Source organism: Cellulophaga baltica 18, from assembly GCF_000468615.2.
Lineage (GTDB): Bacteria > Bacteroidota > Bacteroidia > Flavobacteriales > Flavobacteriaceae > Cellulophaga > Cellulophaga baltica.
This window is the reverse complement of sequence record NZ_CP009976.1, coordinates 1363922-1378648: the sequence shown is the minus strand read 5'-3', so window position 1 is coordinate 1378648 and position 14727 is coordinate 1363922. Positions and strand designations below refer to the sequence as shown.

Annotated in this window: 11 protein-coding genes; 6 read left to right on the top strand and 5 right to left on the bottom strand. The window is 35.2% G+C overall.

The genetic code is table 11. The features are described 5' to 3' along the window. Window positions 1-897 (bottom strand): EamA family transporter, encoded by an 897-nt coding sequence (locus M666_RS05805; protein ID WP_029447386.1) that lies wholly within the window; start codon window positions 895-897, stop codon window positions 1-3. A 66-nt stretch (window positions 898-963) separates the two neighbouring features. On the opposite strand from M666_RS05805, the gene M666_RS05800 reads away from it, so the two are divergent. Beyond that, window positions 964-1359, top strand: a complete 396-nt coding sequence (locus M666_RS05800) for a YchJ family protein (RefSeq protein WP_029665127.1) — start codon at window positions 964-966, stop codon at window positions 1357-1359. Window positions 1360-1410: 51 nt separating this feature from the next. On the opposite strand, the gene M666_RS05795 is transcribed toward M666_RS05800, so the two are convergent. Next, window positions 1411-5016, bottom strand: a complete 3606-nt coding sequence (locus M666_RS05795; RefSeq protein WP_029447387.1) for a M1 family aminopeptidase — start codon at window positions 5014-5016, stop codon at window positions 1411-1413. Between the two features lie 2 nt (window positions 5017-5018). Beyond that, entirely contained in the window at window positions 5019-5894 is an 876-nt protein-coding gene (locus tag M666_RS05790; RefSeq protein ID WP_024482213.1) for an ABC transporter ATP-binding protein, read from the bottom strand. 154 nt (window positions 5895-6048) lie between these two features. Here M666_RS05790 and hemB point away from each other — a divergent pair, with 154 nt between their 5' ends. The 3 genes from hemB to M666_RS05775 all read left to right on the top strand — a co-directional run bounded on the left by hemB (window position 6049) and on the right by M666_RS05775 (window position 8726). Then, a complete protein-coding gene (gene hemB / locus M666_RS05785; protein ID WP_024482214.1) occupies window positions 6049-7035 on the top strand; it encodes a porphobilinogen synthase in 987 nt (328 codons plus the stop codon). A 98-nt stretch (window positions 7036-7133) separates the two neighbouring features. After that, entirely contained in the window at window positions 7134-8252 is a 1119-nt protein-coding gene (locus M666_RS05780) for a CNNM domain-containing protein (protein ID WP_029447388.1), read from the top strand. Continuing rightward, window positions 8253-8726, top strand: a complete 474-nt coding sequence (locus M666_RS05775; protein ID WP_029447389.1) for a methylated-DNA--[protein]-cysteine S-methyltransferase — start codon at window positions 8253-8255, stop codon at window positions 8724-8726. It begins immediately after the preceding gene. Between the two features lie 181 nt (window positions 8727-8907). On the opposite strand, the gene M666_RS05770 is transcribed toward M666_RS05775, so the two are convergent. Next, complete coding sequence (locus M666_RS05770; protein WP_029447390.1) at window positions 8908-9663, bottom strand: hypothetical protein; 756 nt, start codon at window positions 9661-9663, stop codon at window positions 8908-8910. Window positions 9664-9875: 212 nt separating this feature from the next. Here M666_RS05770 and M666_RS05765 point away from each other — a divergent pair, with 212 nt between their 5' ends. Beyond that, window positions 9876-11669, top strand: coding sequence for a DUF4153 domain-containing protein (locus M666_RS05765; RefSeq protein WP_039325232.1), 1794 nt, complete (start codon window positions 9876-9878; stop codon window positions 11667-11669). A gap of 1 nt (window position 11670) precedes the next feature. Then, window positions 11671-12384, top strand: a complete 714-nt coding sequence (locus M666_RS05760) for a 3'-5' exonuclease (RefSeq protein ID WP_029447392.1) — start codon at window positions 11671-11673, stop codon at window positions 12382-12384. A gap of 63 nt (window positions 12385-12447) precedes the next feature. Here M666_RS05760 and M666_RS05755 read toward each other — a convergent pair whose 3' ends face one another. After that, complete coding sequence (locus M666_RS05755; protein WP_029447393.1) at window positions 12448-14664, bottom strand: S8 family serine peptidase; 2217 nt, start codon at window positions 14662-14664, stop codon at window positions 12448-12450. Window positions 14665-14727 lie beyond the last annotated feature (63 nt).

Genomic DNA, 14727 nt, shown 5'->3' with positions numbered 1-14727 from the left:
TTAAGATCTTTCTGCTTTAGGCTTCAGGTTAATGTAAACTACAGAGATTAATATTATCAGAATTCCCACCCACTGCAAAGAACTAATCTCTTCCTGCAAGATGAAGTAAGCACTCATTACAGAAATAGGAATTTCTAAAGCAGATATAATACTTCCTAAACCTGTGCCAATAACAGGGATGCCTTTATTAAATAATATAGGCGGTAAAATTGTACCAAAGAAACCTAAGAAAGCTCCCCATTTTAAATATACCCACCAATCAAATTCATTAATAATTTGAACATTCCAAAACAACATCGTAACCATCAAACCGCCCAAAATTAAATACTTACTTCTAGTAAATAACGGAAGCTCTAGCGCAATGCTACTCGTAGCATACAAGGTACCGGTATAACATATAGCAGCGAGTAAACCAAAAGCTAAACCCTTGAAATTTAAAGCGGCATCTACTTCAAATATTTTTGCTGCCAATAAGGTTCCAATAATAACCGCTATAGCACCAATAATTTTCTTTTGAGTAACTAAATGTCGCTTTATAAAAAACTCTAACACCACACCCATCCATATGGTTTGCATTAGAAGTATGATTCCAACAGATACAGGAATGTATTGTATAGACAAGTAGTAGAAACTACTAGTAAGTCCTAAAAAGCTACCAAATGCGACAAGTTTTAGCTTATTCTTTCTTGTTTGTTTTTTGTCCGTAGGCGCCACATTCTTTTTCGAAAATAAAAAAGACAACAAGCTAAGCACAACCACTCCAACAAAATATTGGGCAAAAGCAAGACCTGCAGTTCCAGATCCATTATTGTTAGCAAACTTTACAAAAGTGGCGAGTATTCCATAACTTGCAGCTCCAACACCAACATACAAGACCCCTTTTAAATGATTATTCATTTTAAATTTTTAAGGCTGCAAATCTCTGAATAATTAACCAATTACGACTGCAACAAAACAACTATTATGATAAAATGTCCTTGCGGATCTAACCAGGCTTATAGCAACTGTTGCGAAATAGCTCACCAACAGCTTTCTGCAGTAGAAACGGCAGAACAATTAATGCGATCTAGATATACGGCTTTCACTCTAGCCGATGGAGACTACTTAATGAAGAGTCACCATAGCAGTACACGCCCCGTAAAAGAAAAAAAGGCTATTGAAAAATGGGCTAAATCTGTGAATTGGATACGTCTTGAGATCATCAACAGCGCTAAAGGAAAGGCTAGCGATACCGAAGGTACCGTAACGTTTAATGCCTACTATTTTGATCAAGGAGCTGTTGAAGTAATCCATGAAAAATCTGCCTTTGTGAAGGAAGAAGGCAATTGGATGTATTTAGGCTTAGCTGAAAACGAATAAAAGCAAGGAACCTGTCCTTGCTTTTATGAAGCTATAACACTAATATTTCTACTATTCTTCTACAGATAATAAATTGTCATCTGAATTACGATCTATTAACTTATTATAAGGATCAATCCCGGCCTTTAATGGCTTTTCATCTGTAATAGCCGTAATAGTATTATCACCAGCTTTTAACCAATCTAACTTAAAATAAAGCGGATTCTTAATGGTCACCCCTTCATCATTGGTCGTGTCTTCCCCAAACAAACCAACATCAACTAGGTTCTTTTTGTCATCTACACTTTTTTCTTTACCATTGTCATCATAATAGATTTTTTTAGAATTAACGGTAAACGTTGTTTCCCACTTACCTGTCTCTAATTTTTTAGTTTTGGCGCTCATCACTCTATTTTCATATAAAACAATCTCTTTAAACCCATCATCAACTTTATACTTCAAAGAATCTGGAGTAACAGCATATAACGCATTGTATAAATCTTCCGAAGTAGCATAATACCCTTTTTGATTGTATTTATACGCTTCCAGAAAAGACTTAAGACCTCTGTTTACAACGTCTTCGCCTAATACATCCTGCAAATCATACATCACCATTGATCCTTTTTCATACCAAATATACTGACCGGTTTCTACATTCATTAAAGAGCGTTCTGGTTTAAAACTAAACTGCCTACCTCGCAAATACGTATCCAAAGAATTTTTCAAGAAAGATTTAATTCCGTTTTCTCCATACTCTTGCTTCATTGTCATTAAAGAAGCGTATTCTGCCAAGGTTTCAGAAATAATATTCGCACCTGATGTTTTACTAGGCGTTACAATATGACCCCACCATTGGTGCGCCACTTCATGAGAAGTAACTCTAAAGGCATAATTGTAGGTCTGCGCTCCAGAAAAATCTGCTACAAAACCGAAATCTTCAGAATATGGTATGGTCGTCGCAAAAGATTGCGCATAATTAGAATGAGCCGGAAATTCAATGATTCTTAACACGGAATAGGGGTATTCATAGAAATTCTCTGAATTATAGTCCAAAGCAACTTTTGCTCCTTTTATAAAATAACTCAAATTCTTCTTGTGCTTAGGAGAATGGTAAATTTCAATAGACACTTTTTTTCCACTAGGAGCAGTCCATGTACCTTTTTCTACGGCGTAAGCAGCAGATACAAAACTGAAGAAATAATCTGTTTTATCTTCTAATTTATAATTGTAATAAGCACGCTCACCTTTGTCCCATTTTTTTATTAAGGTACCTGGAGCAATAGCAATCTGATCTTTGCTCGTACTTACCGTTGCCTCAAAACTCATATAATCACCATCTTCATTAAAAAGGTTCTTCTTTAAAGCAATACTATCTGTTCGTGGTGCATTTAAATAATCTAATTCTTCTAAACCATATTTTTTTCTAACTCCATTATCCGTTAAAGCACGATCATAATGAAAAGAAGGAAAAATGGCATCTGTAAAAAAGGACCCATTATCTAAAATTGCTGTTTCCCTATCATTAGAAAAACCATGCGTACTAGCAGATGTTTTGATAACTAATTGCGCGGTATCTTTTGGTTGTAATGTAGCCGGCAACTTATACATAAATAAGCGGTAAGCTTCATCTTTTAGAAATGGTTTTAGCTCTTGTCCGTTATACAATACCTGCTCAATTTTTGTGTCAGCAATCGGGAATTTCAATTCCATTAAGAGCGTATCAATAGGTACATTAAATTTATTAGTCACGGTAAACTCTCCCTTAGCGTTAACACTTCGCTCCTTAGGGTAGATATCTATAAATGCTTTTAAGGCGATTACCTGAAGATGTGGCTTATCTATATACTTACCATATTTCTTTTCAGCTTCAGCATTAAGCTTTTCTGCATAATTACCATCTTCTAATTGGTTCAAGACTTTTAGGTTGTAATAGGCATACCCCCCAACAGCACCAAAAGCTAATAAAAAGAATACTGCTAGCGCTGTAATTTTCCCTGAAAAGCGCGACTTTGCTATTCGCAAGCGCTCTTTCGCAGAAGAATAGAACCCTCTATTCCAAAACACAATACCTATAGTAGCCAAAATACACGTAAACAAGATCCAGTATAGGTTTAACCAAAACTCTCCCACCATATAATGACCAAAGCCATTTAAATCGCTTAAGAACCCTCCGGGTGTTTCTCCAAAAATTACTAATGGATTGGAGGTTTTAAAGGCTAAGCCAAACAAGAGAGGCAATCCTATGTAAATGACAATGACTAAAAAGTGTCCTAAAAATTTATTATTCACTAGTACATGAATAAAAAAGGCCAACAATAAAGTCATCAAATAACTCGGGAATATATTACTAAAATTATAGGTTAAATACATCCCCAACTCATAGTTAAAATAACCACTAAAGGTTTGGTATAACATACCTACCACTACATTTAATAGCGTTAACACAATAGCCACACCTATTAATGCTACAATTTTAGAAACGTATAAGGTTAAGTTACTTACCGGTAATGCGTCATAAAATTCAAAAGTTTTATTTTTTCGTGTTCGATGAACCGCCTCGCCAGCATAAAGAACCAGTATAATCACAGAAAATAATGAGATACCCCCGGAAATTTGTGATACCATATACCGCGTTAGTGGTAGAGATGGCGTACCGTAAGTCTGGTTAGATTGGTAGGTAATAAAGCCAGCAACAATTACCCCGATTACAATTAAAATCACAAAAACAGTTTCTTTTACTATAGAAAGAAATTCTATTTTACTCAAAGACAAAAGATTTTCCCAACGTGATTTTTCTGTAAAAACCTGATTTATTTTTTCTGAAATAGCAGCGGGTACATATGCTTCGTTACTTTCAACAGATTTCTTCTTTTTTGAAGAATTTAAAAATCCTTTATATGAAAAGCGGAATAAGGTGGTAAAGAAAATAACTAATGAAATCCCCAACCAAAGTAATCTGTTGATCGCTAATTTTCCTGTAAGTGATAGTTGTGTGGTATTTAGTTCATCAATAGACCAGTATTTGGTCAAATACCCATGTGCAGTTTCCCCAAATGGATCTACATAAACACTTAACCATTCCGTATCCAGGCTAGCTAACAACTGAGAAGAAGCAATCGTTAAAATAAGTAATATAATACCGCCCAAGTATAAAATAGACATCCGCTTAAAAAAGGTCATCAAAGAGAAGAATAAGCTTCCTATGAAAAACGCGTTAAACATCATAAAATATAAGAAAGGCCAAAAATAGGAGGCAAAATTAAACGCCGTATACGTACCATAATCTGGCCTATCTAAAAGAGCTCCAAGAACAAAACCAATTATTGCACCTACCATGGCAGCAACATTCATAAGAGTAACAATGGCAAAACTACCAAAGAAACGACCTAAAATATAGCTCTTCTCCGTAATAGGAAATGTAAAATAGGTTTGTGCAGTTTTATGATCTTCATCTCTATACACCGCTACTCCCATTATCGCTGCATAAAAAAATAGCCCCAACATACTCATTCCTCCAAGAACACCTATAATTGCGTTTGGACTATTGGTGAACTGGGCAGTTGATGAATCTGAAAATACCGCTAATAATAACGGAATTACAAACATTAAAAAGATATAGATATAGGTAGCCGGTCTTCGCAATCTATATTTGAGTTCAAATAAGAATATCTCTTTCATAATTACACGGCTTGAGGTTGGTTAATACTGTAAAAATAGAAGTCTTCTAAATCATTATTTACTGGCTCAAACCCATCAGCTAAAGGTATATCACTAAACACATTTACATTCATATTACCGCTGCGCAAGTAGGAGGACAACACAGTATATTCCGATTGGTATTTTTCAACTTCACTTTTATCAATACTCTTTCTAAAAACTTTTCCGTTTAACGAATTTGATAACTCTTGCGGATGTCCTTGCACTACAACAGACCCTTCATTAAAGACAGCCATGTTAGTACATAAGTTTACCACATCATCTACAATATGCGTAGACAAGATAACAACCGCATCTTCACCTAATTCACTCAATAAATTATGAAAACGGTTACGCTCTAATGGATCTAAACCTGCAGTAGGCTCATCTACAATAATAAGCTTTGGATTCCCTATTAAGGCCTGAGCAATACCAAAACGTTGGCGCATACCTCCAGAATAATCTCCCAAATTTCGTTTTCTAAACTTATATAGGTTTACTTTATTTAATAAGTCCGACACATAGGCTTTGCGATCGCTGGTATTATGAATTCCTTTAATTTTAGCAATATGATTTAGCATCATCTCTGCTGAAACCTTAGGATATACTCCAAAATCTTGTGGTAAATATCCAAGCACTTTTCGCAACTCTTCTGGTTGATTAAAAACATTTATCCCATCAAATTCTATTGTCCCACTATCTGCAACTTGTAATGTAGAAATGGTACGCATTAACGTAGATTTTCCTGCACCATTTGGCCCTAGCAATCCAAACATACCCTTACTAATTTCAAGGTTTACATTATTAAGCGCCTTTGTACCGTTGGGGTAAGTTTTGTTCAAATCTTTGATAGAAAGCATAGGATATTGGTTTAAGTTAGTATTCTACTGATGTATCGTTAGTATCCTCCATGACAAAATTGTTACAGAAAAAATGCTTTTTTTAAAACCACGTATCTTAAGAATTATACTCTTGGTTACTTTATCTTTGTAGCTGTTTTAAAATTATCAGATTATGTACCCATTAATTAGAAATAGAAGACTTAGAACATCTGAAGCGATACGCAGTTTAGTTCGTGAAACCATCCTAACTCCAAGTGATTTTTTAGTACCACTTTTTGTTACGGAAGGAAAAGGTATAAAAGAAGAAATTTCATCCATGCCAAATTACTTTAGACTAAGCTTAGATCAATTAGAAAAAGAAGTAAAAGAATTATGGAGCATGGGCTTAGGTTCCGTGTTACTTTTTGTAAAAGTACCTGAAAATTTAAAAGACAATAAAGGTACAGAAGCATTAAATGCTGAGGGATTAATGCAACGCGCTATTAAAACGGTTAAAAATGCATGTCCAGATATGTTGGTAATGACTGATGTAGCTCTTGATCCTTATTCTTCTTACGGTCATGATGGAATTGTTGCTAATGGACAGATATTAAATGATGAATCTGCCGAACTATTAGCAGAGATGAGTGTTTCTCATGCAGCAGCAGGAGCAGATTTTGTAGCTCCTAGTGATATGATGGATGGCAGAATACTAACAATTCGTGAAGCTTTAGAAGATGAAGGTTTTATAAATACTGGAATTATGAGCTATAGTGCAAAATACGCTAGTGCTTTTTACGGTCCGTTTCGTGATGCTTTAGATTCTGCTCCTGTAGATCAAATAGATGTTCCTAAAGATAAGAGTACCTATCAAATGGATTACGCCAACCGTTTTGAAGCCATCAGAGAAACGCAAATGGATATTGAAGAGGGTGCAGATATTGTCATGGTAAAACCAGGATTGTGCTACTTAGATATTGTTCGTGAAATAAAGAATGAAGTAGATGTTCCTGTGGCAGTGTACCAAGTAAGTGGTGAGTATGCCATGCTAAAAGCGGCTGCCGAAAAAGGTTGGTTAGATCACGATGCGGTTATGATAGAACAATTAATGGCTATGAAAAGAGCTGGTGCTAACATAATAGCAAGCTACTTTGCAAAAGACGCTGTTAAATTAATGTAGTATCGGCAAAGCTAATTGTGATAAAATCAATTTTATCCTAATTAAAGCACAATTGAGTTTTTAAATAAATGGTATCTTAGTCTTTCAAATATAGTTTTATGGGTTTATTGATTTTTTATGCAGTAATATCAATCTTCTTTTCTTTTTTATGCTCTATTCTAGAAGCGGTGTTGTTGAGCATCACACCTACGTTTATCAACGTAGCAAAAAAAGATGGTAAGTCATACGCAGAAACCTTTGAAGAATTAAAGAAAGACGTAGATAAGCCACTAATCGCCATTCTTACCATAAACACTATCGCCCATACCGTGGGAGCCATTTTAGTGGGGGTTCAGGCAAAAGTTGCTTATGCTGAGCTCTACGGTAATACACAACGTTCTATTTTAGGCATTACATTTACAGAAGACCTTATGGTAGGTATCGTTTCTACTGTAATGACCATACTAATTTTAATTGCCTCAGAGATTATTCCGAAAACTATAGGGGCAACCTATTGGAGACAATTAGCAAACTTCACCGCAAAGAGTTTAAAAATAATGGTCTTAGGATTAAAATGGACCGGCCTCCTTTGGATTCTTCAATTGTTTACCAAGTTAGTAGGTGGAAAAGGGCATCACGGCAGTGTATTGAGTAGAGAAGATTTTACAGCGATGACTGATATTGCCCATGAAGAAGGGGTGTTTCAAAAATCAGAATCTACCATTATCAAAAATTTATTACGTTTTGATGAAGTTTTGGTAAAAGACGTAATGACCCCACGAGCAGTGATGAAAATTGCTTCAGACCAAAAAACAATTCGCACCTTTTTTGAGGAGAATCCTAAATTAAGATTTTCACGTATTCCGGTGTATACAGATAAAGTAGATAACATTACTGGGTTTGTTCTTAAGGACGTTATTCTTGAAGAGATTATCAATAAGAATGACGATATTCCTTTAGCTGAGATCCGCAGAGAACTTTTGATTACAAAAAGAGACACACCAATCCCGGAGCTTTTTGAGACCTTTATTGCCAAAAGAGAACACATAGCCTTGGTCGTGGATGAATACGGTTCTGTAAGCGGGCTAGTAAGTATGGAAGACGTTATAGAGACCTTACTAGGACTTGAAATTATGGACGAAAGTGATAATGTCGCAGATTTGCAATCTCTCGCTCGTAAAAATTGGGAGAATAGAGCAAAGCAAGCCGGCATATTAGATCCTGAAAATAATAATTAAATGGAAACTGCCTACATAAAGACCCCATTAGGAATAGCAAAGTTAGTAGGCGATGAAAAAGGGATATCAGAATTTATAGTTTTAAATACCGATGAGCCCCTTACCGATGTAATTCCGGAAGCATTGGAAGATGCCGTTTATCAAGTCAATGAATATTTTGAAGGTAAACGTGAGCATTTTAATTTAGATTTAAACCCAGAAGGAACCGATTTTCAAAAACGAGTTTGGAAAGGCTTACAGGATATTCCTTTCGGAAAAACTACCTCCTACTTAGAATTATCAAAAACTTTAGGAGATGCAAAAGCTATAAGAGCCGTGGCTAATGCCAATGGTAAAAATCCATTGTGGATTATTGTGCCTTGTCATCGGGTGATAGGAAGTGATGGTTCTCTCACCGGTTATGCAGGAGGATTGTACCGAAAACAGTGGCTTTTGGAACACGAAAGTCCGCTTAAACAAACATCCCTATTCTAAACTAAACAAACTAATTAGTTTGTACTTTCTTAAATATTACTCCTCGAAATACAAAAGATGTAGTTCATCGATACATAGCAGTAAACTAGCGATATCATCCGTACCTATTGATTGGTTTAAAAAACAAAAAACCGACTAACAAGTCGGTTTCTATAGTTATAATACCTTAACACAAATCTCTTTAATTTTTACACGTAATAGTACTTTTACTAACGGTATCTGAGGTAGCATCAGCCAAAGAAATGGCATCCGTAAACAACACGAACTCATCAATTGCATGTCCGGAAGAACGTGCAGAAATTTCCATAGTATAGGTTCCAGCAGCACTAAAAGTTACAAAAATATCATGCGCATTATTATCAAATGTACTAGACTGCCATTTGAAATCTAGATTACTCCCGCTTCTGTAAATCTTAAACCATCCATCTTTAGTCGCCCCTTCAGGATTAGGCGTTTTTCCAGAATCTGCAGGATACACAATACTTTCTCCTTTTTGAGCAAAGAAATCACTTGCATCATTAAAACGCAACCATGTATCATTATGATCAGAGCCACTATCGCCTGTTTTCACGGCAGACTTCCAAACGAATCTATAGGTGCCTGGCACAGTAACTTGAAGTGCATAAGTAGCTAAACCCATTCCCGGTGTACCCAAAGATTGGTCGCCCTCCCATACCATATAACCTTCACCAGAAGCTGCAGCATCATCGTTCTTTAATTTCCAATCGCTGTCAAAAACAGCGTCTTCGAATTCAACTCTTAGTAAGCCCCCATTTTCATTGAAAACATACTTAGCTACATCTGTACAATTCGTTGCACTTTCTCCAGGACCTTCCGGTGAAATAATATCAATATCTTCTTCGTTATCAGAAGAGTCATTAGTGCATGAAAAAAGGCCCATCGCTAAAAAAACAAAGGCAATATTCTTAAATTTCATTATAATAGATTTAGGTGTTTTCTTCATAACTTAAATCTTAATGAAATATTGAATTACAGCTGCTGTTTTCGATAAAATGCTATGAATTAATCATTTTTGAGTTACATTACTACAAAAGATAATAGTGTAGGCACTTTAGAAACCCCCTATTCAGGGTAGTGGTCTACTAACAAGATTCATAATTTTGACTTATATTTAACTGAATTATGCTTATGAAAATACCTTCTATCTCCGAAATTACTTCTAAAGCACAAAATGCGATTCTTCGTTTTCCATTAGCCCTTCTTTGGGCAGTTGGCGGAACCACATTTTTTATAAAGATTATAGAAGACGATAAGTATGATTATTTAAGAAATCATAACGATGAGATATTAACGTTAATCGTAGGATTAAGTTGGCTCATAGGCATACAGTTTTTTATAGAACAGTTTAAAAATCCAAAAAAATGGCAATGGCTAAAGCTTATAGTCCTAGCATTATTAGGCCTGTTTTATTGGTACCTTCCGGCTATACAGTATTACGGGGATTCTCCCATTTACCTCGTCAGATTTTTTCTTTATTTAATTGCGGGGCATTTATTTTTACTGTTTGCACCCTTTATATTTAAATGGGATAAAAATGCCTACTGGAACTACTTAAAAAATACAAGTGTCGCTATTATACGCAGCTTATTTTATTCTGGAATTCTCTACTTGGGTTTAATATTGGCCTTAGCTGCAATTAGTGCTTTATTTGATGTTCATATTAAAAGTAGTAGATACGGACAACTCTATATTTTCTGTCTAGGTACAGTAAACACTTGGATTTATCTTTCTGATTTTCCTAAAGACATTTTTCAAGAAACTACAATTTATTTTGAAAAAACACTAGAGGTATTGGTTAAGTTCATTCTAATTCCTTTAGTTATTCTTTACCTATTAATTCTGTATGCCTATAGTGCCAAAATAATCATAGAATGGGAACTTCCTAAAGGTTGGGTATCCTATCTGGTCATTGCCTTATCATTTTTGGGTTACATTATTCAAATTATCATAAACCCAATACAGAAAGAATTAAAATCCTGGACGATTAATAAATTTTACCCTTGGTTCTATATACTTCTAATTCCTTTAAACATTCTATTGTTTATTGCAATTTTACGAAGAGTAAGCGATTATGGCATTACAGAAAATAGGTATTTTGTATTAGCTATTGCCTTGTGGAATGTAGGGATTATCTTGTATTTGTTATTTAGCACTAAAAAAGCCCTAAAAGTACTTCCCATCTCTTTATTTATCATAGCCATAGTATCCTCTGTGGGCTTTTGGAGTGCCTTTTCGGTTTCAGAAAAAAGCCAAATACAGCAATTTGAGGAGATCTTTACCGAAGTTAAGAATAAGAATAATGTTGCCACAAATGAAGAAATAGGACGTTTACAAGATATTCTAGATTATTTAGAAAAACGTAAACAAGTCTCTAGTTTAAATAGTATTACAAAATTAGATTTAGAAAGTTTCAGAGATCCTGCGGTAGACGAAGATTATAAAGCCGGCTGGCTAAATACTACAAAAATATGGGATAGCATCGCTTTTGAAGTGGATGCCTCCTCAATACCAGAAAATGAGCATGATTTCTATTACAGCTTATACTCATCTGACCAAAGAAATACCTATACGGCTATAAACGATTTTGACTCTTTTGCTTACTTAAGCTTTTATATGAATTCTGAAAAGCGCATCGCATTGGATTCCCTTTATCTAGAACTTTATCCAGAAAATAATAGTTTAAAAATTTACTTCACAAAAGATGATACTGTAGCCTTAGAGATCCCTTTGACAGAAAAGCTTACGGAACTATCTAAATACGGAAATAATTTAAACAACGCTTCTTTAGACGACTTAACAATAGAAATTACAGGAACTACACACTCCTGTAAATTAGTATTGTCTGAGTTAAGTTTTAGAAAGACTAAAGAGGGTATCGAATTACAAAATATTAATGCCTTTTTATTTTTAAAGCAAAACTAGTATGCTCCAAAAACTAAACTTAGAACATATTTTGTTTTTAGACATTGAAACTGTTCCTGAAAAACAAAATTTTAATGATTTAGACGACGAAAAAAAAGACTTATGGGATCACAAATCTCAATACCAGCGCAAAGGAGAATTTACCGCTGAAGAGTTTTATGACCGCGCAGGAATTTGGGCAGAGTTCGGTAAGATAGTATGTATTTCTGTTGGATATTTTAAAATCAATGGCGAAACAAGGAGCTTTAGGGTTACCACGTTTCACGGAGATGAGGCGGAGCTTCTAAATGAATTTAAAAATTTACTGGATGGTCATTTTAGTGCTTCAAAATATATGCTTTGTGGCCACAATGCTAAAGAGTTTGATTTTCCATATATCGCTAGAAGAATGCTAATCAATAGCATAGATCTACCCTACAAGTTAAACCTGTTTGGAAAAAAACCATGGGAGATTACCCATTTAGATACTATGGAATTATGGAAGTTTGGAGACTTTAAACATTATACTTCTCTAAAACTTATGGCGAATGTTTTAGGGATACCCTCACCTAAAGGAGATATTGACGGGAGTATGGTTAAAAGTGTTTATTATGAGGATAAAGATTTAGACCGTATTGTAACCTATTGTGAGTTAGATGTCGTAACCACGGCTCAGGTATTCTTACGCTTAAGAAATGAGGACTTGTTAGAAGATAAAGAGATCAAAAAAATCTAAATAGAAAAGGGAAGCATCTTACTAAAAAGCCTCCCTTTAACTCCAAATCTAATTTAATCTAATCTAATTTTTTATAAACTTTACAGATTGTTGTTCACCGTCTTCAAAAATGGTTAATGAATAAAAACCAGAAGACAAATCATCAACCTTAATATCATTATACGCTGCTCTACCTTTTTTAAGTAATGTTCCTGTGCTAGACACAATGCTGTAATAAGCGTTATCTCCTAGTGGACCATCAATAGTAATTTGATCCGTTGTTGGGTTAGGATGTACTGAAAATTTTAATTTATCTGCGGCAACCACAACATCTTCTTTTTCTGTTTCTTGAAAAGGATCATCTGTGAGCACGCCATCAAAAATAAATTTGAAGGTATCAGAATATTCAGAAAAAATATTTGAGGTACAGTTAGTTCTAAGTTGTACCATGTATGTGCTACCCATTGCTAAATTATCTAATGCCACCGTATTTGTTTCAGAGAATGTAGTATTCCATTCTACATCATTTTCTTTTTTGTATTGCACTTCGAAGAAAGAATCTTCAATACCATCCCAACTAATAGTTATAGCAGCTTCAGAAGTAGCATTCATTGTTAATCCTGAAGGAATAACTGCTTTACAATTAGAAGTAGATGCCCCTGAAACAATTAATGAAAACATTTGATTTTCATTGGTTAAACTCCCTTTATGAGAGATTGTAATGGTATAAGTACCCGATGCATTTGGAATTTGTATTTGTTCAAACGGATCTACAAGGTTATCTCCTTTTACTGCAGGTGCATTAGCATTTCTTGGATCTAATTTCCATGGCAAAGAAACCACGTTATCTTTAGTTACTCTGATATCCAAGTCATTCACTAAAGCCGAAGTCATATCATTTAAACTTCCTTTATTTACAAAATTTCCTGCTGGGTCTGTCCAAGAAACAGATGCTAAAAACTCTTCTCCACTTCTGGCATCAACAGTAATACTGTAGGTCTCTCCTTGCGCTAAACTTTCTTCGATAATTAACGAGGAGTATTCATCATTTACAATCAGTTCCGCTGCTTTTTTAGCATTCATAACGCCCCATCCCATTTTATAGTCAGGACCCGGTGCCGCAACATCATCTGCACTGTGTAACACTAAACCTTTTAAAGTGGCTGCCTTCATAAAAGAACCATTTATTCTATCATAATATTCTTGCAATAAAAGCATTGCACTAGTAATACCTGGTGCCGCCATAGAAGTCCCAGAATATGTGTCATAATTTTTTTCTCCTGTAGACTGTGTAGATAAAATATTTGCTCCGCAACCCGCGATGTCTGGCTTAATACGGCCATCATCTGTAGGACCATGGCTGCTATAACTTGCTACAGCAGCATTTTTTAAATTTCCGTCCATATCTATTTCAGACTCTACTGCCGCTACATTCATTCCGTTTTTAGAAGTAGAAAAACCTAATAACAAATCAAACCCATCTACAGATTTTCCAGAAATAGGAGCGTCATTAAATTTCAATTTTTGCGAGTTTCCCGCTGCTGTCACCATTAAATAATAAGGTGCATTGTACATGATTCGATCCCAGTCTTTAGAAACTTGTATGTAAGCGCCAAAATACCAGTCTGGAACAAAATCTGGTCTGATACCATACGAGTGGTTGGATAATAATAATCCGTTTGCTGCAGCGTCTATAACTTCTACTTTATCTGCTTTCCAATCGCTAGAAATTGCTGTAGCATTGTAAGCCACGCCTTTAGCTTGTGTTTTAATTCCTTTGGCAATCATGCTTCCTAATACCATAGTGGCATGAGGACTTACAGATGCCGTATGATCTCCTTGCGTTGCTCTTGAATTATATTCTTGATGTGTAAGTAATGCTTTACCGGAATCCCATACCCCAACTTTCATTCCTTGTCCACTGATGCCTAAATCTAGTGCACCACCTGTATACAACGTATTTGCTCTTGAAACCATACTTGTATTATCACTAAACGTGCTATAGTACAAAGGAGTACCGTCTGCTCCTATGTCTACAAGTTCTATTTGATTGCCATCTTTTAAAGTACTAGATACCTCTAGCCCTCTTTCTTTGGCAAATGCTTTTAGCGTAATGCTTTTTTTTGTAAAATCTTTAGAAAATTCTTCTTGTACGGTGGTTAACGTACGCGCATCATACTTAGATTGAATATGTTGGATTTTAGACGTTGACTGTGCCTGAATTGTTGAAAGACTCAACATGGTGATGGTCATTAAAACACACGAATAAACCCGGTTTGGGAAAAGTTTACTGTAGTCCATAATAATTAGTTTAGTAAGATTTGGACTACAAACATACATCAAACCAATTGAACTATCGATAAG